The organism is Halomonas stenophila (assembly GCF_014192275.1).
GTDB classification, from domain to species: domain Bacteria; phylum Pseudomonadota; class Gammaproteobacteria; order Pseudomonadales; family Halomonadaceae; genus Halomonas; species Halomonas stenophila.
This window is the reverse complement of record NZ_JACHXR010000014.1, coordinates 19,260-41,874: the sequence shown is the minus strand read 5'-3', so window position 1 is coordinate 41,874 and position 22,615 is coordinate 19,260. Positions and strand designations below refer to the sequence as shown.

Annotated in this window: 19 protein-coding genes and 1 pseudogene; 16 read left to right on the top strand and 4 right to left on the bottom strand. The window is 71.2% G+C overall.

Annotated elements, in window-relative coordinates:
• The first annotated feature begins 79 nt into the window (after positions 1–79).
• The 8 genes and pseudogenes from FHR97_RS17445 to cobJ all read left to right on the top strand — a co-directional run bounded on the left by FHR97_RS17445 (position 80) and on the right by cobJ (position 11,722).
• Positions 80–1,843, top strand: a complete 1,764-nt coding sequence (locus tag FHR97_RS17445) for an AAA family ATPase (RefSeq protein ID WP_183385073.1) — start codon at positions 80–82, stop codon at positions 1,841–1,843.
• Positions 1,840–3,240 (top strand): cobyrinic acid a,c-diamide synthase CobB, encoded by a 1,401-nt coding sequence (locus tag FHR97_RS17440; RefSeq protein WP_183385072.1) that lies wholly within the window; start codon positions 1,840–1,842, stop codon positions 3,238–3,240. The genes FHR97_RS17445 and FHR97_RS17440 overlap by 4 nt, the downstream gene beginning before the upstream one ends.
• Entirely contained in the window at positions 3,231–4,352 is a 1,122-nt protein-coding gene (cobW, locus tag FHR97_RS17435) for a cobalamin biosynthesis protein CobW (RefSeq protein WP_183385071.1), read from the top strand. The genes FHR97_RS17440 and cobW overlap by 10 nt, the downstream gene beginning before the upstream one ends.
• Positions 4,352–8,212, top strand: a complete 3,861-nt coding sequence (gene cobN, locus FHR97_RS17430) for a cobaltochelatase subunit CobN (protein WP_183385070.1) — start codon at positions 4,352–4,354, stop codon at positions 8,210–8,212. The genes cobW and cobN overlap by 1 nt, the downstream gene beginning before the upstream one ends.
• A pseudogene (locus FHR97_RS20640) lies at positions 8,209–8,436 on the top strand (cobalamin biosynthesis protein CobG); the annotation flags it as partial. The gene cobN and the pseudogene FHR97_RS20640, both read left to right, overlap by 4 nt.
• Before the next feature lie 1,149 nt (positions 8,437–9,585).
• Positions 9,586–10,215, top strand: coding sequence for a precorrin-8X methylmutase (locus tag FHR97_RS17420; RefSeq protein ID WP_183385134.1), 630 nt, complete (start codon positions 9,586–9,588; stop codon positions 10,213–10,215).
• Entirely contained in the window at positions 10,212–10,952 is a 741-nt protein-coding gene (locus FHR97_RS17415) for a precorrin-2 C(20)-methyltransferase (protein WP_183385069.1), read from the top strand. The genes FHR97_RS17420 and FHR97_RS17415 overlap by 4 nt, the downstream gene beginning before the upstream one ends.
• A complete protein-coding gene (gene cobJ / locus FHR97_RS17410) occupies positions 10,949–11,722 on the top strand; it encodes a precorrin-3B C(17)-methyltransferase (RefSeq protein ID WP_183385068.1) in 774 nt (257 codons plus the stop codon). Before FHR97_RS17415 ends, cobJ begins: the two co-directional genes overlap by 4 nt.
• A 194-nt stretch (positions 11,723–11,916) precedes the next feature.
• Here cobJ and FHR97_RS17405 read toward each other — a convergent pair whose 3' ends face one another.
• The gene (locus tag FHR97_RS17405) at positions 11,917–12,642 is read right to left on the bottom strand and encodes a cobalt-precorrin-6A reductase (protein ID WP_183385067.1); all 726 of its coding nucleotides are present in this window, start codon (positions 12,640–12,642) and stop codon (positions 11,917–11,919) included.
• On the opposite strand from FHR97_RS17405, the gene cbiE reads away from it, so the two are divergent.
• From cbiE to bluB, 6 genes are all read left to right on the top strand, one after another.
• On the top strand, positions 12,641–13,894 hold the full coding sequence (gene cbiE, locus FHR97_RS17400; protein WP_183385066.1) for a precorrin-6y C5,15-methyltransferase (decarboxylating) subunit CbiE: 1,254 nt from the start codon (positions 12,641–12,643) through the stop codon (positions 13,892–13,894). The genes FHR97_RS17405 and cbiE overlap by 2 nt on opposite strands.
• Positions 13,895–13,917: 23 nt before the next feature.
• Complete coding sequence (locus FHR97_RS17395) at positions 13,918–14,295, top strand: cobalamin biosynthesis protein (RefSeq protein WP_183385065.1); 378 nt, start codon at positions 13,918–13,920, stop codon at positions 14,293–14,295.
• Complete coding sequence (gene cobM, locus FHR97_RS17390; protein WP_183385064.1) at positions 14,292–15,128, top strand: precorrin-4 C(11)-methyltransferase; 837 nt, start codon at positions 14,292–14,294, stop codon at positions 15,126–15,128. Before FHR97_RS17395 ends, cobM begins: the two co-directional genes overlap by 4 nt.
• Positions 15,125–15,922: a precorrin-6A synthase (deacetylating) gene (gene cobF / locus FHR97_RS17385; RefSeq protein WP_183385063.1), complete on the top strand. Its 798-nt coding sequence runs from the start codon at positions 15,125–15,127 to the stop codon at positions 15,920–15,922. The genes cobM and cobF overlap by 4 nt, the downstream gene beginning before the upstream one ends.
• A 51-nt stretch (positions 15,923–15,973) precedes the next feature.
• Positions 15,974–16,579 (top strand): cob(I)yrinic acid a,c-diamide adenosyltransferase, encoded by a 606-nt coding sequence (gene cobO / locus FHR97_RS17380; RefSeq protein WP_183385062.1) that lies wholly within the window; start codon positions 15,974–15,976, stop codon positions 16,577–16,579.
• Positions 16,580–16,863: 284 nt separating this feature from the next.
• Positions 16,864–17,589, top strand: coding sequence for a 5,6-dimethylbenzimidazole synthase (gene bluB / locus FHR97_RS17375; protein WP_183385061.1), 726 nt, complete (start codon positions 16,864–16,866; stop codon positions 17,587–17,589).
• Positions 17,590–17,719: 130 nt separating this feature from the next.
• On the opposite strand, the gene FHR97_RS17370 is transcribed toward bluB, so the two are convergent.
• The 3 genes from FHR97_RS17370 to FHR97_RS17360 all read right to left on the bottom strand — a co-directional run bounded on the left by FHR97_RS17370 (position 17,720) and on the right by FHR97_RS17360 (position 18,968).
• Positions 17,720–18,118, bottom strand: coding sequence for a GFA family protein (locus FHR97_RS17370; RefSeq protein ID WP_183385060.1), 399 nt, complete (start codon positions 18,116–18,118; stop codon positions 17,720–17,722).
• 81 nt (positions 18,119–18,199) lie between these two features.
• Positions 18,200–18,565, bottom strand: coding sequence for a VOC family protein (locus FHR97_RS17365; RefSeq protein ID WP_183385059.1), 366 nt, complete (start codon positions 18,563–18,565; stop codon positions 18,200–18,202).
• Entirely contained in the window at positions 18,558–18,968 is a 411-nt protein-coding gene (locus FHR97_RS17360) for a hypothetical protein (RefSeq protein WP_183385058.1), read from the bottom strand. The genes FHR97_RS17365 and FHR97_RS17360 overlap by 8 nt, the downstream gene beginning before the upstream one ends.
• A gap of 152 nt (positions 18,969–19,120) precedes the next feature.
• On the opposite strand from FHR97_RS17360, the gene FHR97_RS17355 reads away from it, so the two are divergent.
• Together FHR97_RS17355 and panP are read left to right on the top strand one after the other, a co-directional pair.
• The gene (locus tag FHR97_RS17355; protein ID WP_183385057.1) at positions 19,121–20,572 is read left to right on the top strand and encodes a cobyric acid synthase; all 1,452 of its coding nucleotides are present in this window, start codon (positions 19,121–19,123) and stop codon (positions 20,570–20,572) included.
• 298 nt (positions 20,573–20,870) lie between these two features.
• A complete protein-coding gene (panP, locus tag FHR97_RS17350; protein WP_183385056.1) occupies positions 20,871–22,568 on the top strand; it encodes a pyridoxal-dependent aspartate 1-decarboxylase PanP in 1,698 nt (565 codons plus the stop codon).
• Positions 22,569–22,615: the final 47 nt, after the last annotated feature.

Here is a 22,615-nt window from a genome sequence, read left to right as displayed (position 1 = left end):
TTGCCGACTCTCCCTCCCGTCGGAATGTCCGCCGTGATGCCTGTATCGTGTCCGCCCCTTGCCGGCCGGCCGCAGCACCATGAGCGTCGTCCCCGCGTTTCCCTTCGTCGCCGTCGTCGGCCAGCCGGCGCTGAAGACCGCGCTGCTGCTCAACGTCATCGAGCCTCGCATCGGCGGCGTGCTGATCAGCGGCCCCAAGGGCAGTGCCAAGTCGACCCTGGCCCGGGCGCTGGCGGCGATCCTGCCGGACGACGCCGAGGGCCGGCGGCCGCCGCTGGTCACCCTGCCGCTGGGCGCCAGCGAGGAGCGGCTGACCGGCAGCCTGGACCTGCAGCGGGTGCTGGCCGAGCGCGAGGCGAGCTTCCAGGAGGGCCTGCTGGCCAGGGCCCACGGCGGCGTGCTCTACGTCGACGAGGTCAACCTGCTGCCGGACTCCCTGGTCGACCTGCTGCTCGACGTGGCGGCCAGCGGCGTCAACATCGTCGAGCGCGACGGCATCAGCCACTCCCACCCCGCGCGCTTCGGCCTGATCGGCACCATGAACCCCGACGAGGGCGAGTTGCGCCCCCAACTGCTCGACCGCTTCGGCCTGTGCGTCGAGCAGGCGGCCACGCCCGGCGTGGCCGAGCGGGTGGCCATCATGCGCCAGCGCGAGGCCTTCGATCGCGATCCCCAGGCGTTCCTCGACCACCACGCCGCCGAGCAGGCCGAGCTGACCCGGCGCCTGGCCGAGGCCCGCGAGCGGCTGGGCGGGATCACGGCCGAGCCCTGGGTCTACGAGCACATCGCCATTCGCAGCCAGGCCGCCGGCGCCGAGGGGCTGCGCGCCGACGTCACCTGGCACCGCGCCGCCCGGGCCCACGCCGCCTGGCGGGGCGTGCCGACGGTCAGCCGGGCGGATCTGGACGCCGTCGAGCCCTGGGTGCTGGCCCACCGCCGCACCGCCGAGCCCGAGACGCCGCCCGAGCGGGGCGACCCGCCGCCCGGCAATGGACCGAGTGGAAACGCGCCGGGCGGTGACGGGACCCGCGGAGCGGACGCCGGTTCCGCCTCCCGTGGCCAGGAGACCGGCCCGGCGCCCCAGGGGCAGTGGGGCGCCATGCCGCCGGTGGCGCAGCCGAGCGTCGGCGCCTCGATGCCGGCACTGCCGGAGGTCGCCGCCAGGCCCCCCGCGGCCGGTTCCTCCTCGACGGCCGCTTCACGCCGCCGCCCCGGTCACCAGCCGGGTCGGCGCCGCACTCGCCACGACCGCCGCGACGCCCGCGACGAGGCGCGCCCGGACTGGTTCGCCACCCTGGTCGAGAACCGCGGGCAGTGGCCCTGGCGACGCCTGCGCTATCGCCGGGCCCGCACCGGGCAGCCGATGCTGCACCTCATCCTGCTGGATACCTCCGCCTCCACCCTCGGCCGGCGCCTGCTGGGCCGGGCCAAGGGGCTGGTCGACCGCCTGGCGCGCCGGGCCTATGCCGCCCGGGAGCAGATCGCGGTGCTGGGCTTCGGCAACGACGGCATCGCCACCATCCAGCCGCGACGCCGCGCGCCCAGGGACCTGCTCGAGCGGCTCGACGCCGCGCCCGGCGGCGGCGGCACGCCGATTCGCGAGGCCGTTCAGCGGGCGGCACGCCTGATCCGCCAGTGGCGGCGCCAGGACGCCGGCCTGCAGGTGCGCACCTACCTGATCACCGACGGCCGCACCCGGCAGCCGCTGAGCGGCCTGCCCTCGCTCGGCGACTGCGTGGTGGTGGACACCGAGACCGCCGCCGTGAAGCGGGGGCGGGGCCGCGACCTCGCCCGCCAGCTGGGCGCGGCCTACCGGCCGCTGGCCGGCCTGGAGGCACCATGAACGAGCCCCAGGACCGTCGAGAGAGCCGTCCGGAGACGAGGGCCTCCTGCCCCGCGGTCTTTATCGCCGCGCCGGCTTCGGGGCAGGGCAAGACCACGGTGACCGCGGCCCTGGCGCGGATGCTGCGCCGCCGGGGCAAGGTGGTGCGGGTCTTCAAGACCGGCCCCGACTACCTGGACCCCCGGGTGCTGGCCCAGGCCTCGGGCCGGCCGGTCGACCCGCTCGACCTGTGGATGGCCGGCGAGGCCGACTGCCGCCGGCGCCTGTTCGAGGCCGCCCGGGAGGCCGACCTCATCCTGGTGGAGGGCGCCATGGGGCTGTTCGATGGCGAGCCCTCCAGCGCCGATCTGGCGGCGCTGTTCGGCCTGCCGATGGTCATCGTCATGGACGTCAAGGGCATGGCCCAGACCGCGGCGGCGCTGGTGGGCGGCCTGGCCGGCTTCCGCGACGACATCCGCATCGCCGGGCTGATCGCCAACGCCTGCGGCTCGGCGCGCCATCGCGAGCTGATCGAGGCGGCGCTGCCGGACAGCGTGCCGCTGCTGGCCGCGGTGCCCCGCGATGCCTCCCTGGCCCTGCCCGAGCGCCACCTGGGGCTGGTCCAGGCCGAGGAGATCCGCGACGCCCTGGAGGCGCGCTTCGAGGCCGGCGCCGAGGCGCTCGCGGCCGAGGGGCTGGCCGAGGCCCTGCTGGGCATGGCGCCGGTGACCTTCGCCGCGGCGCCCATTGATGCGGCCGCACCGCCGCCGTGGCTGGCCGGTCGCACCATCGCCGTGGCGCGGGACGCCGCCTTCAGCTTCCTCTATCAGGCCAACCTGGACCTGCTCGAGCGCCTGGGGGCGAGCCTGCGCTTCTTCTCGCCGCTCGCGGATCGCGCCCTGCCGGCGTGCGACGCCCTCTGGCTGCCGGGCGGCTACCCCGAGCTGCATGGCGCACGGCTGGCGGCCAACACCGCCCTGCGCGACGACATCCGCCGCGCCTTCGCCGCGGACCTGCCGATCCTCGCCGAGTGCGGCGGGATGCTCTATGCCCTCGACACCCTCACCGACCAGGATGGCGAGACCCACGCCATGCTGGGCCTGCTGCGCGGAGAGGGCGCGATGCGCGGGCGGCGGGGCTGCCAGGGCATGCAGACCGCCGAGCTGCCGGAGGGGCCGGTCCGCGGCCATGCCCATCACCGCTCCCAGGCCAGCGGCACGCCCGAGCCCATCGCCCATGGGCGGCGTCAGCGCCATCCCGCGCCGGGCGAGGCGATCTACCGGGCGCGTCGCCTGACGGCGTCCTATCTGCACCTGTTCTTCCCCGACAACCCGGCCGCCGTCGCCCGATTGTTCGCGCCGGCCCCGTCCGAGATCATCGATATCATCCCGACAGAGGAATCCTACGGATGCGACTGAACAAGATCCCCGCCACGGTGGTGACCGGTTTCCTGGGCAGCGGCAAGACGACCCTGCTGGCCGGCATCCTGCGTCAGATCACCGGCAAGCGCATCGCCGTCATCGTCAACGAGTTCGGCGAGCAGGACATCGACTCCAGCCTGCTGCGCGGCTGCGCCCTGGCGTGTGACGAGGGTGGCGACGCGAGAGGCGAGGAGGCCTGCCCCGTGGCGGGCGAGGACGACGGCATCTATGAGCTGGCCAACGGCTGCATCTGCTGCACCGTGGAGGAGGAGTTCCTGCCGGTGATGAAGACGCTGGTGGCCCGCCGCGACGACATCGACCACATCCTGATCGAGACCAGCGGCCTGGCGTTGCCCAAGCCGCTGGTGCAGGCCTTCAACTGGCCGGAGGTGCGCCAGCACTGCACCGTCGACGCCATCATCACCGTGGTCGACGGCCCCGCGGTGGCCGCCGGCCGCTATGCCAGCGACGTCGACAAGGTGGAGGCCCAGCGCCGCGCCGACGACAGCCTCGACCACGATCCCAGCCTGCGCGAGCTGCTCGACGACCAGCTGAGCGCCGCCGACCTGGTGCTGGTCAGCAAGAGCGACCTGCTCTCGCCGGACGAGAAGGCACGGGTCGAGGCGCTGGTGACCCGGAAAGTCCCGTCCTCGGTGAAGACGCTCTTTATCGATCCGGGCCTGGCCGACGATGCGGCCCGCCTGGAGGCGCTGATGGGCATCGGCGCGGCCAGCGAGGAGGGCATCGACCGCATCGACAACCATCACGATCGCCACCACGCCGAGGGCGCCCACCACGACCACGCCCACGACCACTTCGACGCCTGCGTGATCCGCCTGGGCGAGGTCGAGGGCGAGGTCCTGGAGGCGCGCCTGGGCGAGCTGTTGAAGGTCCACGAGATCTACCGCGCCAAGGGCTTCGCGGCGATCCCGGGCAAGCCCATGCGCCGGGTGGTCCAGGCCGTCGGCGAGCGCCTGGACGGCTACTACGATCGGCTGTGGGCGCAGGACGAGCCGCGCCATACCGAGCTGGTCATCATCGGTCGCTCGCTGGACCCTGAGGCGCTGCAGGCGACCCTGGCGGCTGCCGAGCGCGCGACGCCCGCCTGATGCACCTGTTCGCCGCCAAGCCCGGGGGCTTCGTCGACGACGAAGGCATCGTCGACCTGCAGCAGAGTCCCGCCGAGGTCGTGATCCTGTCGGCCGCCGACAGCAGCCTGTCGGCCCTGGCCCAGGCGGTCGAGCGGCTGGCCTCGTCGATCGGCGACGAGGTGCCATCGGTGCGGCTCGCCAACTGGATGAACCTGGTCAAGCCCGCCGCCTTCGATCTCTACGAGGATCGCGTGCTGGAGCAGGCCCGGCTGGTGGTCGTCTCGCTGCTCGGCGGCAGCGCCTACTGGCGCTACGGCTTCGATCGCCTGCGGGCCTGGGCGGCGGCGGACGCCGATCGGCAACTGATCCTGGTGCCGGGCAGCGACGAGCCCGACGAGGCCCTGCTGGGAGCCTCCAGCGTGCCCGTCGCCTCGGCCCACCGGGTGTGGCGCTACCTGCGTGAGGGCGGGGTGGATAACGCCGAGCAATTGCTGCGCTTCGTCGCCGCCGAGTGCCTCGACCGGTCGCTGGCGTGGCGCGAGCCCAGGGCGATTCCCGCGGCGCTGCTCTACGACCCCCGTGCAGCGGGACGGCAGGGCGCGGCGCTCGCCGAGTGGCAGGCGCGGCGCGAGGCCGGACGGCCGGTGTGTTTGCTGCTGTTCTATCGCAGCCACCTGCAGGGCGCCAACACCGCGGTGATCGATGGTCTGATCGAGACGCTGCGGGCTCGCGGGCTCGAGCCGCTGGCGGTGGCGGCGGCCTCGCTCAAGGACGACGCCTGCGTGGCCTTCGTCAATCACCTGATCGAGCGGACCGGTGCGGCCCTGGTGGTCAACACCACCGGCTTCTCCGTCAACCGCGAGCCGGACGAGGCGGACACCTCGGGCGGCGCGCTCGACGAGGGGCCGTTCGTCGGCCGGCCGGTGGTGCTGCAGGCAATACTCGCCAGCAGCACCGAGGAGGACTGGCGCGACAAGGCCGCCGGCCTGCACAGCCGCGACCTGGCCATGCAGGTGGTACTGCCGGAGATGGACGGGCGCCTCATCACCCGGGCGGTGGGCTTCAAGGCGGAGGCCCACTACAGCGAGCGCTGCCAGCTGTCGGTGACCCGCCACCTGCTGCATCCCGAACGCGCGGCCTTCGTCGCCGAACTGGCGTGGCGCTTCTGTCGCCTGCGCACTACCCAGAATGCCGAGAAGCGCCTGGCGCTGGTGCTGGCCAACTATCCCAATCGCGACGGCCGCATCGGCAACGGCGTCGGCCTGGATACCCCGGCCTCCACGGTCCATCTTCTGCGGGCGCTGGTAGACGCGGGCTATCCGGTGGCGGAGCTGCCCGAGGATGGTCAGGCGTTGATCCGCCGGCTGCAGGGCAGCGTGACCAACGACCCGCAGTCGCTGGCCTGGCGGGGCAGCTGGCAGAGCCTCGGCGTCGACGACTACCTGGCCTGGTTCCGCACCCTGCCGGCCCGGCTTCAGGAGGCGGTCTGGCGACGCTGGGGCGCGCCCGAGGCGGACCCCAAGCATCGCCAGGGCCGGCTGCTGATCGCCGGCATCCGCCTCGGCGAGACCTTCGTCGGCATCCAGCCGTCGCGAGACATCGACGACGGCCCGGACGCCGACCCGACCCGGAGCTATCACGACACCGAGCTGGTGCCGCCCCACGGTTACCTGGCGTTCTACCTGTGGCTGCGCGAGCACTACCGGGTGGACGCGGTGATCCACGTCGGCAAGCACGGCAACCTGGAGTGGCTGCCCGGCAAGAGCACGGCGCTGTCCGCCGAATGCTGGCCGGACATCGCCCTGGGGCCGCTGCCGCACTTCTATCCGTTCATCGTCAACGATCCGGGCGAGGGCGGCCAGGCCAAGCGCCGCAGCCAGGCGGTGATCATCGACCACCTGATGCCCCCGCTGGCCCGGGCCGAGCTCTACGGCGACATGGCCGAGCTCGAGACCCTGACCGACGAGTACTATCAGGCGCTGGGCATGGACCCGAAGCGCGAGGCGCTGCTGCGCGAGCGGATCCTCGGGCACCTGAGGCGCACCGGCATCGACCGGGAACTGAGCCAGACGGCGGGCGAGGTGGATGATGAGGGCCTACTTAACGAACTCGACACCTATCTGTGTGATATCAAGGAGTCGCAGATCCGCCACGGCCTGCACGTGCTGGGGACCCTGCCACCGGCGGACAAGCGGGCGGCGACCCTGGTCGCCATCCTGCGGCTGCCGCGGGGCGAGGAGCCGGAGCGGCGTGGTCTGCTGCATGCCCTGGCCGACGACCTGGGGCTGCGCGAACCGGACGAGCAGGGCTCGCGCTTCGATCCCCTGGCGGCCGGGGCCGAGCCGTGGCAGGGCCCGCGGCCGCGGGTGCTGGCCGAAGGCAGTGACGCCCCCTGGCGCAGTGCCGCCGACGCCCGCGAGCGCCTCGAAGGGCTCGCCGAACGACTGGTGGCCGAGCACGTGCTCGAGCCGGGCAGCCTGGACGAGCTGGCCAGGGACTACCCGGCAACCGCGGCGCTCTGCCGCTACGCCCGCGACGGGCTCTGGGCCGCCATGCGCCATGGCGCCGAACGGGAGATCGGCGCACTGCTCGACGGGCTCGACGGACGCTTCGTGCCGCCCGGGCCCAGCGGTGCCCCCAGCCGCGGCCGGCTCGATGTCCTGCCCACCGGACGCAACTTCTTCGGCGTCGACAACCGCGCCGTCCCGTCGCCCGCCGCCTGGTCGCTGGGCGAGGCCTCGGCCCAGGCCTTCGTCGAGCGCTACCTGCAGGATCATGGCGACTATCCGCGCCGGCTGGGGCTGTCGATCTGGGGCACCGCCACCATGCGCACCGGCGGCGACGACATCGCCCAGGCCTTCGCCCTGATGGGCGTGCGGCCGATCTGGTCGCTGGGCTCGCAGCGGGTGGTCGACGTGGAGGTGATCCCCAGCATGCTGCTGGGGCGGCCCCGGGTGGACGTCACCCTGCGCGTGTCCGGCTTCTTCCGCGACGCCTTTCCCCACGTCATCCGGCTGTTCGATGCCGCGGTGCGCGCGGTGGCGGCCTACGAGGAGCCGGGCAACGGCAACACCATCCGCGCGGCGGTCGAGGCGCGCCGTCATGAGCTCGAGACTCGGGGGCTCGCGCCCGAGGCGGCCGACCGCGAGGCCGGCTACCGGGTGTTCGGCAGCAGGCCCGGCGAGTACGGCACCGGCCTGGACCGGCGGGTCGACGCCCGCACCTGGGAGGATGCCGACGACCTGGCCGAGGCCTACCTCGCCGCCGGCGCCTACGCCTACGGCCAGTTCCCGGAATCCGGCGCCGCCGCCCGGGATGCCTTCGAACGACAGCTCGAGGGCCTGCAGGCGGTGATGCACAATCAGGACAACCGCGAGCACGACATCCTCGACTCCCACGGCTACTACGCCTTCCAGGGCGGCATGGCCAACGCCAGCCGCGCTCTCGGCGGCCAGGCGCCGGCCATCTATCACGGCGACCACGCCAACCCGGCCCGGCCGCGAATCCGCACCCTCCAGGAGGAGCTGGCGCGCGTGGTGCGCTCCCGGGTGCTCAATCCCAAGTGGCTCGAGGCCATGCGCGAGCACGGCTACAAGGGCGCCTTCGAGATGGCCGCCACGGTGGACTACCTGTTCGCCTACGACGCCACCACCGACCTGGTGGCCGACTACCAGTACGCCCAGGTGACCGACGCCCTGGTGCTGGACCCGGCCAACCAGCGCTTCCTGCGCGAACACAACGGCGCGGCGCTGGAGGAGATGGCGGAGCGGCTGCTGGAAGCCGCCCAGCGCGGGATGTGGCAGGACCCCGGGGAACAGGGCGCGGCCCTGCAGGACCTGCTGCTCGAGTTCGACGAGACCCGGGAGCTCGCCCCATGAGCGCCGAGGCTCGCGTCAGGGGCTGGTGTCCCGGCGCCTGGCGGCCCATGGCCACGGGCGATGGCCTGCTGGTGCGCGTGCGTCCGCGGCTGGGGCGGCTCACCCGGGCGCAGATGCTGGCGCTGTGCGACGCCGCCGAGACCTGGGGCAGCGGGCTGGTCGAGCTCACCCGCCGCGCCAACCTGCAGCTGCGCGGCGTGAGCGAGGCTGGCTGGCCCGCGCTGATGGCCTGTCTCGTCGAACGGGAGCTGGTGGCCCCGGACGCCCAGGCCGAGCGTCGCCCGGCGCTGCTGGTCGCCCCGGACTGGCAGCCGGGTGATACCACCCATAAGGCGGCACATCTGCTGGAGGCCCGGATGGCTGAGTGGCCGACGCTGCCGGCCAAGTGGGGCCTGGCCATCGACGCCGGCCCGGCACCGGTGCTGATGGAGGCCTCCGCGGATCTTCGCCTCGAGCGCTCGGCCGGCGGCGGGCTGCTGGTGCGAGCCGACGGCCGCGCCCTGGGTACCCCGGTGGGCTCGATCGAGGCGGCCGTCGAACTACTGCGGCGCCTGGCGCACTGGTTCGTCGATAGCGGTGGCACCGGGCGCATGCATCGCCTCACCGCGCCGCTGCCCGCCTGGGCGCCGGCCACGATGGCCCCCGCCGGGCCCGCTGAATCCGCCGCGAGCCTGACGCTGGGCGACCATCGCCGGGGCCGGGTGGTCGGCCTGCCCTTCGGCCGGGCGCCGGCCTCGGCGCTGCGGGACGCACTCGGCGACGACGTCAACGCCATCCGCGTGACGCCCTGGCGGCGCCTGCTGCTGGAGGGCGAGAACGTGAACATGAGCGAAGGCGCGCCGGACGGCGGACTGATCCATGATGCGCGCGACCCGCGGCTGGCCATGGACGCCTGCCCGGGCGCGCCCCACTGCGAACGGGCCAGCGTGGCGACCCTGGGCCTGGCGCAGGCGCTCGCCGAGCGGCTGAGCGGTGGGGGCATGGGGCGGGTGCACGTGTCCGGTTGCGCCAAGGGCTGCGCCCGCGGCCGGCCGGCCGAGGTCTGCCTGACGGGGCGCGACGGTCGCTTCGACCTGATCCTGGGCGGACGCGCCGACGACACCCCGGTCGCGACTGGCCTAAGCGAAGCCGACGTCATTGCACTCACGACCCCGGCGTCAGAAAGGACGAGCCTCGGGGACAAGTCAGAGCGAGGGTCCTACGCCAGGGGTGAGGAGCACGGCTCCGAACGGGCTGGCCATGGATGGCCAGCACCGGACCTGCAAGCGGAGCGGGACGCGAGAGCGCAGCAGGGCGTCGGTAGCGCCCAGGGAAGGGTTCATAGCGCCCTCGCGACGCCTTGTTGCCGGGAAGGATTTATTGGGAGGAAACAGATGCCTCACGTCTATGAAACCGATGGACCGGCGATCTACCGGGAGTCCTTCGCCACCATCCGGCGCGAGGCCGAGCTGGCACGCTTCTCGCCGGAGGAAGAGCCGGTGGCCGTGCGGATGATCCATGCCGCCGGCCTGGTGGCGCTGGCGGCGCACGTCCACTTCCGTGACGATGTGGTGAATCGAGCGCGCCGGGCGCTGGAGGCCGGGGCGCCGATCCTCTGCGACGCACGCATGGTCGCCGAGGGCATCACCCGCCAGCGCCTGCCGGCGGACAACGCCATCCTCTGCACCCTGCACGACGAGCGGGTGCCCGGCCTGGCCCGAGAGATGGCCAACACCCGCTCGGCGGCGGCGCTGGAGCTGTGGCGGCCCCACCTGGACGGGGCGGTGGTGGCGATCGGCAATGCACCGACCGCGCTCTTCCACCTGCTGAACATGCTGGAGGCCCCGGACTGCCCGCGCCCGGCCGCCATCATCGGCTGCCCGGTGGGCTTCGTCGGCGCGGCGGAATCCAAGCAGGCGCTGTGGGAGAGCGCCGCGGCGCCCTGTGCCATCGTCGAGGGACGGCTCGGCGGCAGCGCGGTGACGGTGGCCGCCGTCAACGCCATGGCGGATCGCCGCGAATGACAACGCTCGGCACCCGACCCGGCACCATCTTTGGGGTGGGCCTCGGTCCCGGCAGCCAGGACCTGATGAGCGTCCGCGCGGATCGCCTGATCCGCGGCGCCACCCACATTGCCTATTTCCGCAAGAAGGGCCGCACCGGTCACGCCCGCACCATCGTCGAGGGCATGCTGGCCGCCGATGCCGTCGAGCTGCCCATGGAGTATCCGGTCACCACCGAGATCCCCTTCGACGACCCGCGCTACAACGCCTGGCTGGCGGCCTTCTACGAGCGCCAGGTCGCCGAGATCGCCGAGATCGCCGGGGCGGGCCACGACGTGGCGGTGCTCTGCGAGGGGGACCCCTTCTTCTACGGCTCCTTTATGCATCTCTATACCCGATTGCAGGGAAGGGTGGCCGTTGAAGTGGTACCCGGCATCACCGGGATGTCCGCCGCCTGGACCGCCACCGGCCAGCCCATCACCTGGGGCGACGACGTCCTGACCGTGCTGACGGCGACGCAGCCGGAGGACCGGCTGGCCGAGCGCATCGCGCGCACCGACGCCCTGGTGGTGATGAAGATCGGCCGGCACCTCGACAAGCTGCGCCGCGCGCTGGCGAGCGCCGGGCGCGAGGGGGATGCCTGGCTGATCGAGTACGCCTCCATGGCGCAGCAGCGGGTGGTGCCGCTCGCCGAGGTCGGCGAGCGGGTGCCCTATTTCTCGATCCTGGTGATCCACGGCAACGGGAGGCGGCCATGAGCAATACAGGATGGCTGAAAATCGTTGGGCTGGGCCCGGGCAGCGAGGCGCTGATCACCCCGGAGGCCTCGAGCGCGCTCGAACAGGCCACCGACGCGGTGGGCTACGTGCCCTACGTCGAGCGGGTGGCGCCGCGGCCGGGGCTGACCCGCCACGGCTCGGACAACCGCGAGGAAATCCGCCGGGCCGAGCAGGCGCTCGCGATGGCCGCCGAGGGCCGCCGGGTGGCGGTCGTCTCATCGGGAGACCCCGGCGTGTTCGCCATGGGTGCGGCGGTGTTCGAGGCGCTGGAGGCGGGCGAGCCTGCCTGGCGGGCGCTGGATATCCAGGTGCTGCCGGGGGTCTCCGCCATGCTGGCCGCCAGCGCGCGGCTGGGCGCGCCCCTGGGCCACGACTTCTGCTGCCTCAACCTCTCGGACAATCTCAAGCCCTGGGCGCTGATCGAGAAGCGCCTGCGCCTGGCCGCCGAGGCCGACTTCGCCATGGCCTTCTACAACCCCCGCTCCCGCTCGCGGCCGGAGGGCTTCGCCCGGGCCCTGGCGGTGCTGCGCGAGGCCTGCGGCGAGGCGCGCCCGATCATGTTCGCCCGGGCGGTCGCCACGCCGGAGGAGAGCGTGCGGGTCACCACCCTGGGCGAGGCGACGCCCGAGATGGCCGACATGCGCACCCTGGTGATGGTGGGATCGAGCCTGACGCGACGCATCGCAGGAGCACAGCGAGAGTGGGTCTATACGCCGCGTTCGGTTCCTTCATCAGGAGCGGCGTCGTGATTAGAGGGTGTTTACAAATGTCACGAGCGACGGTCAGGGCTAGGCCCGTTCCCTACGGGCCAACGCATTTCCCACGTCCTTGTGGGTCACAAGGCGAAATCCGCCGCAAAAGCGCAGTTTACGGAGCTGTAAATGAGCATTTTAAGGCTGGTTTCAACGCTGCATGGCCGAGCGCAGTAATTTGTAGACGCCCTCTATGCCAGCCAGTCAAGGACGTCGTCGATGGTATGCGCCTCGCGGCGCGGCGGCAGCGCCGGGCGGTCGATCATCACCACCGGCAGGCCCAGCTCGCGGGCGGCGGCAAGCTTGGCCGCTGCCCCCGTGCCGCCGGCGTTCTTGCACACCAGGCGCTCGATGCCGTGCTCGCGCAGCAGGGCCAGGTCGCCCTCCCGGGTGAAGGGGCCGCGGTCGACGGTCACATGGTGATGGGGCAGGGGCGGCGGGCCGTCGGGCCGGTCGACCAGTCGCAGCACATAGTGGTGCTGGGGCTGGGCCGCGAAATCGGTCAGGTGCATTCTCCCGATCGCCAGCAGCACCCGCTGCGGCGGACCGGCGAGCGCCGCTACCGCCGCCTCGATGCCGGCGACCCGCTGCCAGCGGTCGCCGGCCTGCGGCGCCCAGGGCGGTCGGGTCAGGGCGAGCAGCGCCACGCCGCAGCGCTCGGCCGCCGCCACCGCGTTACTGCTCATGCGCTCGGCGAAGGGATGGGTGGCGTCGACCAGGTGGGTGATGCGGCTTTCCGTCAGGAAGGCGGCCAGGCCCGCCACGCCGCCGAAGCCGCCGACGCGGGTGGGCAGCGGCTGCGGCTTGGGCGTGGTGACGCGGCCGGCATAGCTGAACAGCGCGGGGATCCCGCGCTCGGCCAGGGTGCGGGCCAGGGCGCTGGCCTCGGTGGTACCTCCCAGAATCAGGACCTTCATGATGACTGACGCGGACGACGCTCCCTGGCTGACGGTGTTGGGCTGGGGCGAGAGTGGCACGGCGGGGCTGACGCCGGCAAGCCGCGAGGCGCTGGAGGCCGCCGAGGTGGTGTTCGGCGCGCGGCGCCACCTGCGCCTGTTGCCGACGCTCTCCGCCGAGGTGCGCGAGTGGCCGGTGCCCTTCGCCGACGGCGTCCCCCGACTGCTGGCCGAGCGCGGCCGCCGGGTGGTGATGCTGGTCTCCGGCGATCCCTTCTGGTTCGGCGCCGGCGCGACCCTGGCGCGGCATCTGGCCCCCCACGAGTGGCGGGCGCTACCGTCGCCCTCCACCTTCAGCCTGGCGGCCTCACGGCTCGGCTGGTCGCTGGAGGGCGTGACTTGCCTGGGCCTGCATGCCCGGCCGCTGACGCGCCTCCGCCCGCACCTGCATCGCGGGCGCCGCCTGCTGGTGCTGCTGCGAGACGGTGCCGCGGTGACGGAGCTCGCCGGCTGGCTCACGCGCGTCGGCTTCGACGCCAGCCGGCTTCATGTGCTGGAGGCGCTGGGCGGCATCGAGGAGCGCGTGCGCAGCGTGCGCGCCGACGCCGAGTTGCCCGACGATATCGCCCATCCGGTCGCGGTGGGCCTCGAGGTCGACGGCGACGGGCCGGCCCTGCCGCTGACGCCCGGGCGGCCGGACGACTGGTTCGACCACGACGGCCAGATCACCAGGCAGGCGGTGCGCGCCGTGACGCTGGCCGCCCTGGCGCCGGCGCCGGGCGAGCGGCTGTGGGACATCGGCACGGGCTCGGGCTCGGTCGCCATCGAATGGCTGCTGGCCCATCCGGACAACCGCGCCCTTGGCGTCGAGCGCGATGCCGAGCGGGCCGACCGGGCGCGGCGCAACGCCCGCGAGCTCGGCGTCGACCGGCTCGAGGTGATCGAGGGCGATGCCGCGATACTGCTCGAAGAACAAGCGCTTGAAGAGGGCGCCATGGCAAGGGGCGGGCTGAGAGAGACGCCGCCCGATGCGGTCTTTATCGGCGGCGGGCTCTCCGAGGCGCTGCTGGCCGCGCTGTGGCATCGTCTGCCGGCGGGCACGCGCCTGGTGGCCAATGCGGTGACCCTGGAGTCCGAGGCGCTGCTGGCCCACTGGCAGCGCCGGGCCGGCGGCGAGCTGGTGCGCCTGGAGCTGGCCGCCGCGACCCCCATCGGCACCCGGCGCGGCTGGAAGGCCGCCTATCCCATCGTGCAGTGGCGGGTGTCGCGATGAACGGCGCGATGAAGGGGAAAGCGATGAGGGTCGCGGGCTTCGGTTTTCGCCGCTCGGCGACGCTCGCCTCGCTGGCCGAGGCGTTGGACCGGCTCGAGACGCGACACGGCCCGGTCGACCGGCTGGCGGCGGCCGAGTCCATGCGCCCGCGGGTCGAGGCGCTGGGCGAGGCGCGGGGCCTCGCGACCCTGGGCGTGCCCGACGATGCGCTGGCCTCGGCCGCGACCCTGACACATTCCCGACACAGCCGGCGGGCCCGCGGCACGGGCAGTGTCGCCGAGGCCGTGGCGCTGCTGGCGGCGGGCCCGGGCGCGACGCTGCTCGGCCCCCGGCTGGTTTCCACGGATCGGCGCGCCACCGCTGCGGTGGCCAAAGGCCCTTTGAGAGGAGACGGGACATGACGATACATTTCATCGGCGCCGGCCCCGGCGCGCCGGACCTCTTGACGCTGCGCGGGCGCGACCTCATCGCCGCCAGCCCGGTGTGCCTCTACGCCGGCTCGCTGGTGCCCGAGGCGATCCTCGCGCACTGCCCGGCAGGCGCGCGCATCGTCAACACCGCGCCGCTGTCCCTCGACGCGATCATCGACGAGATGGCCCGTGCCCAGGCGGCGGGCCAGGACGTGGCCCGTCTGCATTCCGGGGACCTGTCGGTGTGGTCGGCCATGGCCGAGCAGCTGCGCCGGCTGCGCGCGCTTGGCATTCCCTACGCCATCACGCCCGGGGTGCCCGCCTTCGCCGCGGCGGCCGCCACCCTCGGCCAGGAACTGACGCTGCCGGGCGTGGCGCAGTCGGTGGTGCTGACCCGCACGCCGGGCCGGGCCAGTGCCATGCCGGACGGCGAGATGCTGGCCAACTTCGCGCGCACCGGCGCGACCCTGGCGATCCATCTGTCCATCCACAACCTCGAGCGCGTGGTGGCGGAGCTTGCGCCCTGCTACGGCGACGACTGCCCGGTGGCCATCGTCTGGCGGGCCAGCTGGCCCGATCAGAAGGTGATCCGCGGGCGGCTCGATAATATCGCCGCGCGGCTCGACCCGGCCATGAACCGCACCGCGCTGATCCTGGTCGGCCCGGCGCTGGCCAGCGAGGACTTCGACGACAGCTGCCTCTACGCGATCGGCTACGATCGTCGCTTCCGGCCGCAGTCGGCGGACTCGCCCTTCGCCCAGATAGAGGGGGAGCGTGGTGAATGGCCAAGTGAGGAGCGGGGCGAGGAGAGAGACACATCATGATCCAGCTCTCGCTGATCGGCATCGGCACCGGCAATCCCGACCACGTCACCCTGGCCGGCGTGCGCGCGCTCCAGGCGGCGGATCGGATCCTGCTGCCGCGCAAGGGCGAGGCCAAGTCGGATCTGGTCGACCTGCGCCGGCTGCTGTGCCGCAACCTGCTGGACGAGGCCGCGCAATCGCGGGTCGTGGAGTTCGACCTGCCGCGCCGCGACGGCCGCGACGACTATCTGGGCGCGGTGGACGACTGGCATGCGGCGATCGCCGAGGTGTGGCGCGAACAGATGGCGCGCCACCTGCCGCGGGGCGGGCGGGTGGCCATGCTGATCTGGGGCGATCCTTCGCTCTACGACAGCAGCCTGCGCATCGCTGGGCGCCTGAAGGGCTCGGGTCGGGACGGAGATGCGTCGCTGGAGGTGAGCGTCGTGCCGGGCATCACCAGCCTGCAGGTGCTGACCGCCGAGCATCGGATTCCCCTCAACGCGCTGGCCGAGCCGGTGCAGATCACCACCGGGCGGCGCCTGCGCGAGCGCGGCTGGCCCGAGGACGCCGCCAGCGTCGCCGTGATGCTCGACGGCGGCGGCGCCTTCCAGGCGCTGGCGCCGGAGGGCCTGCATATCTGGTGGGGGGCCTACCTGGGCATGGACAAGCAGTGCCTGATCGACGGTCGGCTCGCCGAGGTGGGGCCGTCCATCGTCGAGCGGCGCGCCGCCCTGCGCGAGCGGCACGGCTGGATCATGGACGTCTATCTGTTGGCGCGCACGCCGCTGCTGTCACGGACGCCTCCGCTGGCCTGAGCGTAGCGCCAACGGCTGCTATCGATTCTTTCCCGATGGATGGAGACCGCAATGAAGCACGTCGACCCCGAGCGCCATGCCGCACGCATGGCCCACAAGCAGAAGATCATGAACGAGCGGATCAAGGCCGCCGACAAGGAGCAGGGCGTGCTGCTGGTGCTCACCGGCCCGGGCAAGGGCAAGAGCAGCTCCGGCTTCGGCATGGTCGCCCGGGCACTCGGCCACGGCATGCAGGTGGGCGTGGTGCAGTTCATCAAGGGCAAGTTCCAGACCGGGGAAGAGGCCTTCTACCGCGACCTGCCGGGGGTGGACTATCACGTCATGGGCGAGGGCTACACCTGGGACACCCAGGACCGCGAGCGCGACGTGCGCGCCGCCGAGGCGGCCTGGGCGGAGGCCAGCCGCATGCTCGCCGACCCGAGCTATGCGCTGGTGCTGCTCGACGAGCTCAATATCGCCCTGCGCCACGGCTACCTGGCGCTCGATGGGGTGCTCGACGACCTCCAGGCCCGCCCGCCCATGCAGCACGCGGTGGTCACCGGCCGCCATGCGCCCGAAGCGCTGATCGAACTGGCCGACACCGTGACCGAGATGAAGGTGGTCAAGCACGCCTTCAAGGATCAGGGCATCAAGGCCCAGAAGGGCGTGGAGCTCTAGAAGGACGCTCACGGCCCGGTGAAGACGATGAGCTTTTCCGGCGCCAAGCCGCTGCGAGGGCGCTGTGAACCCCTCCCTGGGCGCTACCGACGCCCTGCGGCGCTCTCGCATCCTGCGCCGCTTGCAGGGCCGGTGCTGGCCATCCATGGCCAGCCCGTTCGGAGCGGTGCTCCTCACCCCTGGCGTAGGACCCTCGCTTCGGCTTGTCCCCGGCGCTCATCGGCCAGTCCTGATCCTTTTCAAGGCGTCACACGCCACCATCACGATTTCCAGGAGACCGCCGCATGGCAGACCCGAACGGGCGACCCGATCACGCCTTCCCCGAGGCGCAGCGCGACGGCGTCTACCGAGCCATCTTCGAGCGCCGCGACGTGCGCGCCCAGTTCCGCCCGGACCCGATTCCCCCCGAGGTGCTGGCGCGCCTGCTCGAGGCCGCCCATCACGCACCCTCGGTGGGCTTCATGCAGCCCTGGGACTTCCTGGTGATCGACGGCCGCGAGGTGCGCGAGCGGGTGCACGGCATCTTCGAGCGCGAGAACGCCAGGGCGGCCGAGTGCCACACCGGCGAGCGCGGCGCGCTCTATCGCCGCCTCAAGCTGGAGGGCATCCTCGAGAGCCCGTTCAACCTGTGCATCACCTGCGACCGCAGCCGCGGCGGCGAGCACGTGCTGGGGCGTCACAGCATCGTCGAGACGGACCTGTTCAGCACCTGCCTGGCGGTCCAGAACCTGTGGCTGGCGGCTCGTGCCGAGGGCATCGGCGTGGGCTGGGTCAGCATCGTCGACCAGTTTGATCTGGCCGAGGTGCTGGGCCTGCCGGAGAACGTCTACCCGCTCGCCTACCTGTGCCTGGGCTATGTCGACGACTTTCTCGACCGGCCGGAGCTGGCCCGAGCCGGCTGGCGCCAGCGGCTGCCGCTGGCCGGGCGGGTGCATGGCAATGGCTGGGGCGAGGCGCTGGAGGCGCCGGCGCTGTTCGAGGCGCTCGCGGCACGGGAAGGCTCGCGATGAGCGCGCTGACGATCCAGGGCACCACCTCGGACCGGCAAGCGCAGGGGCCTGGCGGGGGCGTGAAGGTGAGCCGCCAGGGTGAGAGTCGGGGCACAGGCATGGGGCCGGGGTGGAATGTCCGGCCTGAGTACTACCGTCCTGGCGGCCATGCCTTATAGGACGGAAGTGCTTCATCATGCGCCAACCAGGGCACCTCATGGGACCGCCAGATATGCAGGGCGGGACGCTCTCCCGGGTCCTCGTCCAGGGTGGCCACGCGCAGGATGACGTGGGGCTGTCCCGCCCGCTCCGCCATCAGGTGGGTACCGCATAGGGAGCAGAACCAGCGTCGCTTGCCCGGTGAAGACTCGTAGTGGGAGAGATGCCGCTCATCGGCCGTCCAGCGAAAATGCCGTCGCTCGACGCCGGCGGTGGTCGCAAAGGCCGCGGCATGCGCCTTCTGGCAGGTGCGACAATGGCAGTGCCCGATCGGCATATCGAGCCGATCGACCTCATAGGTCACGGCACCACAAAGACAGCTTCCTTTCATGCTCACCTCAGATTGACCGATCTGGACTTACCACATGCCCCGGTTTGAAGCCGCTGAGGCCGCTTGCCACGAAGCCGATGGTCATGTTGTCCGCTCCGTTAGTTCGATTTTCCTGCCGTCGGGATCCTGGGCGATATAGACCACTTCGTCGGCGATGACATGGCGGCTCAGCGTCTCAATATTCGCCACGATTTCTCCGAGGTTCGGTACGCTGAAGCCGAGTCGTGTATGGTCCGTGACGTCATCCTCGGGCCACGGATATAGCTCGAACACCATCCCGGCCTCCTGCGAGGCGTAGTGGATCGGGCCGTCGCCATGTTGTTCCTTCACGAAGCAAAAGCCCAGGAGCTCATAGAACCGCTTGCTGGCCTCCAGCGCCTTGCAGCGCAGGACGAGAAGGTCGATCTGCAGGGCAGGCCCATCCCCATGCTGTGCCGTATTAATCATACACCTCGATAAACCACCGGGGTTTCATTCGCCCGAAGTCTCGTCGGACATGCGAACTCAGATTCTTCCTGGAATCCAGCACGAAGGAGCGTTCGCCTTGCCTGACGAACACCACCCAGTGCCAGAATGGCCTGTCTGCTTCCAGACGCCACTTGATGGAAAGCAAGGCCTTGTCAGGCAGTGCTTCCCAGGACTCGAATGGTGTCTCCGCAGGCGATGTGCGTATCTGGAAGGCCGAGAGAAGGGTGCGGACATACCGGGTGTCCGACCACAGGGCCTTGTCCTCGGCATGAATCCCCAGGCCGCTGGCCACTCGCTGGGCTTCCGGGTAGGACACGCCGGCGAGGGCAGCACTAGCGGCAATTCCGCAACCCGATATGTTTTCCTGGATGACCGGTTCCATGTCATTTCCCCTACATAGCGACTGATGAATGATGGCATGCCTTGATTGACTGTCCATAGGGAAAGTCGGCGGCGACTGATTGCGGCTCGTGGGGCGGCTAGGTAGAGTCTCGCCATCTCGAAGGGCGAACCGGTCAGGGCGAGGCGTATGGCATGGCGACACTGATGATCCAGGGCACCACCTCGGATGCCGGCAAGAGCACGGTGGTGGCCGGGCTGTGCCGGCTGCTGGCGCGGCGCGGGGTGTCGGTGGCGCCCTTCAAGCCCCAGAACATGGCGCTGAACAGCGCCGTGACGCCGGAGGGCGGCGAGATCGGCCGCTCCACGGCGCTGCAGGCAATCGCCTGCGGCCTCGCTCCCCACGCCGACATGAACCCGGTGCTGCTCAAGCCCGAGACCGACCGCGGCGCCCAGGTGATCCTCGACGGGCGGGTCCACGGCCATATGGATGCCCTGGACTACCACGCCTTCAAGTGCCAGGCCCGGGAGACCGTGCTTTCGGCCTGGGATCGGCTGACGAGCCGCCATGACCTGGTGATCGCCGAAGGCGCCGGCAGCCCCGCCGAGATCAACCTGCGCCAGAACGACATCGCCAACATGGGCTTCGCCGAGGCGGTGGACTGCCCGGTGTGGCTGGTCGCCGACATCGACCGCGGCGGGGTCTTCGCGCAGCTGGTGGGCACCCTCGCGCTGCTCGGCGACAGCGAGCGCGCGCGCACCACCGGGCTTCTGATCAACCGCTTCCGCGGCGATCTCTCGCTGCTCGAGCCGGGCCTGGAGTGGCTCACCGGCCACACCGGCAAGCCGGTGCTGGGCGTGCTGCCTTATCTGAAGGGACTGCTGCTGGACGCCGAGGACGGCCTGGGACTCACCGAGAGCGCCGCCGAGACGCCGGGGCTACGAGTGGTGGTGCCGGCGCTGCCGCGGATCAGCAACCACACCGACCTGGACGCGCTGCGCCTGCATCCACGGGTCGAGCTGACCCTGGTGGGGCCGGGCCGGGCCATTCCGCCCGCCGACGTCATCCTGCTGCCCGGCAGCAAGAGCACGGCCAGCGATCTGGCCTGGCTGCGTCGCCAGGGCTGGGAAGCGGCGATCCGGCGCCACCTGCGCTACGGCGGCCGAGTGCTCGGCATCTGCGGCGGCTTCCAGATGCTCGGCGAGGCGATCGACGATCCGGACGGCCTCGAGGGCGAACCAGGCGGCGTGCCGGGGCTGGGGCTGCTGGCGATGCGCACCCGCATGGTGGCCGGCAAGCAGCTGTGCAACGTCAGAGGCACCCTCGCCGGCGAGGCGGTGGCGGTGAGCGGCTACGAGATCCACAACGGCGTCAGCGATGGCCCGGCGCTGGCCCGGCCGCTGCTCGACCTCGGCGGCCGGCCGGACGGCGCGATCAGCGAGGACGGCCAGGTGCTCGGCACCTACCTGCACGGGTTGTTCGACGAGGCACCGGCGGCCGCGGCGCTGCTGGCGCGCCTGGGGCTGGCAGGCGAGGGCGCCGCCGTGGACCTGGCCGCCCATCGCGAGCGCGAACTCGACCGGCTGGCGGATGCCCTGGAAGCCAGTCTGGACATGGCCGCCGTCCGGCGCCTGTTGGGGGGCTGACACACCGACGTCCGGCGACCTTGGCTGAAAGGATCGGGGAATAGGCAGAGGTTCCGAGTGGTGGCCATGGTGGGGTCGTGGAGAGGTCGATGGGATTGTGGTTGCCCCTGCCCTAATGCATGATCAACCACATGGCCCGGTGGCGGCGTGCTGGCTGCAACAGGGGCGTCTACGAACGGTGCAACGCGCTGGAAATGGGCATGGTCGTTGGATAACATCGCGCGCTCGGCGATGCACCGGTCGGCCTCGGAGCCCTTCGGTCCTCTGCGTTTTCGTCCTCCAAAGGCAACAGGGTCCCATGGATAAGCAATCAAAGGTCGCCGAAAGCAGCTGGGAGAATCTGCTGCGGATCTTCACCGTTCCTGAAGCACCGGGGTCGACGCTTAACCGTCTGGACCGGGATATTTCGGCGAATCTCGCCGGCTTCCTGCAGGAGCATATCGTCGCGGAAGAGAACGATCTGGTCAGGATCGAGCGGGACTTCAACGAGACCAGGATCCCCGAGGCGCCCGTCTTCGTCTCGGATCAGACCCGGTTCCTGCTCGACAAGGTGGTCGCGCAATCGGTGCATACCGCGTCGCCCAGCTTCGTCGGCCACATGACGTCGGCACTGCCCTACTTCATGATCCCGCTGTCGAAGATCATGATCGCACTGAACCAGAACCTGGTGAAGACCGAGACCTCCAAGGCCTTCACGCCGCTGGAGCGTCAGGTGCTGGGCATGCTGCATCGCCTGATCTACGGGCAGCCCGGTGATTTCTACGACAGTTGGCTGCATCACAGTGACGAACGCCTCGGCGCCTTCTGCTCCGGGGGGACCGTCGCCAATATCACCGCGCTCTGGGCCGCCCGAAACCGGGCCTTCGGTCCAGACGGCGAGTTTCCGGGCATCGGTCACAGCGGCGTTTTCAGCGCCATGCGTCACTATGACTGTGATGGCGCCGCGGTATTGGTCTCGGAGCGCGGCCATTACTCGCTATCCAAGGCGGCCGATGTGCTGGGTATCGGGCGCGATCAGATGGTCGCGGTCGAGACGGACGGTCACAACCGTGTCCGGCCCGATGCCCTGGTCGCCACGCTGAAACGGCTCGCGCGGCAGCGGATACGCCCCTTCGCGCTGGTCGGTATCGCCGGCACGACCGAGACCGGCAACATCGACCCGCTGGACAGCCTGGCCGACATCGCCGCCGAGCAGGGGATTCACTTCCACGTGGATGCCGCCTGGGGTGGCCCGACGCTGTTCTCCGAACGCTACCGCCCCCGTCTCGCCGGCATCGAGCGGGCCGACTCCGTCACCATCGACGCGCACAAGCAGCTCTATGTGCCGATGGGGGCGGGAATGGTGCTGTTCCGCGAGCCGTCCGCACTCGGCAGCATCGAGCATCATGCCCAGTACATCATTCGGCAGGGGTCGAAGGATCTGGGCAGCACCACCCTGGAAGGCTCTCGTCCCGGCATGGCGATGCTGGTGCAGTCGGCACTGAAGATCATCGGTCGTCAGGGTTATGCGATGCTGATCGACAATGGCATCCAGCTGGCGCGACGCTTCGCCGATCGGATCGCAGCGCTCGATGACTTCGAGCTGATCACCAAACCGGAACTCAACATCCTCACCTATCGCTGGGCTCCCGCCGACGCTCAGGCGCTGCTGGGCGAGGCCGACAGCACGCTGCGCCAGCGGATCAACGACCTCCTGAACCGCATGACGCAGTCCATCCAGAAGACACAGCGCGAGCGGGGCAAGACCTTCGTGTCGCGAACCCGCCTGACACCGGCGCACTATGACCATCAGGCCATTACCGTCTTCCGGGTCGTGCTGGCCAACCCCCTGACCACCGATCAGGTGCTGCGGGAGCTCATCGAGGAGCAGCGGCAGATCGCCGGGGAGAACCTGGACAGCGCCGACTTCGCCGAGTTGAAGGACCTTCTGGACACCAGGAGCGGCGAAACGTGGTCGCGTGAGCGGCATTATCATGGCACGACGCGCCCCTGGTAGGCAGCGCCGGGTGCGGTGATGATCGTACAGCCCTCCGGCACCGAATG

Coding starts and splice junctions, on each gene's coding strand:
- cobO (WP_183385062.1), top strand. CDS start 15,974: ATGAAGCACGTCGACCCCGAGCGCCATGCCGCACGCATGGCCCACAAG.
- cobJ (WP_183385068.1), top strand. CDS start 10,949: ATGAGCAATACAGGATGGCTGAAAATCGTTGGGCTGGGCCCGGGCAGC.
- FHR97_RS17395 (WP_183385065.1), top strand. CDS start 13,918: ATGAGGGTCGCGGGCTTCGGTTTTCGCCGCTCGGCGACGCTCGCCTCG.
- bluB (WP_183385061.1), top strand. CDS start 16,864: ATGGCAGACCCGAACGGGCGACCCGATCACGCCTTCCCCGAGGCGCAG.
- FHR97_RS17405 (WP_183385067.1), bottom strand. CDS start 12,642: ATGAAGGTCCTGATTCTGGGAGGTACCACCGAGGCCAGCGCCCTGGCC.
- FHR97_RS17365 (WP_183385059.1), bottom strand. CDS start 18,565: ATGATTAATACGGCACAGCATGGGGATGGGCCTGCCCTGCAGATCGAC.
- FHR97_RS17420 (WP_183385134.1), top strand. CDS start 9,586: ATGCCTCACGTCTATGAAACCGATGGACCGGCGATCTACCGGGAGTCC.
- cobN (WP_183385070.1), top strand. CDS start 4,352: ATGCACCTGTTCGCCGCCAAGCCCGGGGGCTTCGTCGACGACGAAGGC.
- cbiE (WP_183385066.1), top strand. CDS start 12,641: ATGATGACTGACGCGGACGACGCTCCCTGGCTGACGGTGTTGGGCTGG.
- panP (WP_183385056.1), top strand. CDS start 20,871: ATGGATAAGCAATCAAAGGTCGCCGAAAGCAGCTGGGAGAATCTGCTG.
- cobW (WP_183385071.1), top strand. CDS start 3,231: ATGCGACTGAACAAGATCCCCGCCACGGTGGTGACCGGTTTCCTGGGC.
- FHR97_RS17445 (WP_183385073.1), top strand. CDS start 80: ATGAGCGTCGTCCCCGCGTTTCCCTTCGTCGCCGTCGTCGGCCAGCCG.
- FHR97_RS17415 (WP_183385069.1), top strand. CDS start 10,212: ATGACAACGCTCGGCACCCGACCCGGCACCATCTTTGGGGTGGGCCTC.
- cobF (WP_183385063.1), top strand. CDS start 15,125: ATGATCCAGCTCTCGCTGATCGGCATCGGCACCGGCAATCCCGACCAC.
- FHR97_RS17370 (WP_183385060.1), bottom strand. CDS start 18,118: ATGAAAGGAAGCTGTCTTTGTGGTGCCGTGACCTATGAGGTCGATCGG.
- FHR97_RS17355 (WP_183385057.1), top strand. CDS start 19,121: ATGGCGACACTGATGATCCAGGGCACCACCTCGGATGCCGGCAAGAGC.
- FHR97_RS17440 (WP_183385072.1), top strand. CDS start 1,840: ATGAACGAGCCCCAGGACCGTCGAGAGAGCCGTCCGGAGACGAGGGCC.
- cobM (WP_183385064.1), top strand. CDS start 14,292: ATGACGATACATTTCATCGGCGCCGGCCCCGGCGCGCCGGACCTCTTG.
- FHR97_RS17360 (WP_183385058.1), bottom strand. CDS start 18,968: ATGGAACCGGTCATCCAGGAAAACATATCGGGTTGCGGAATTGCCGCT.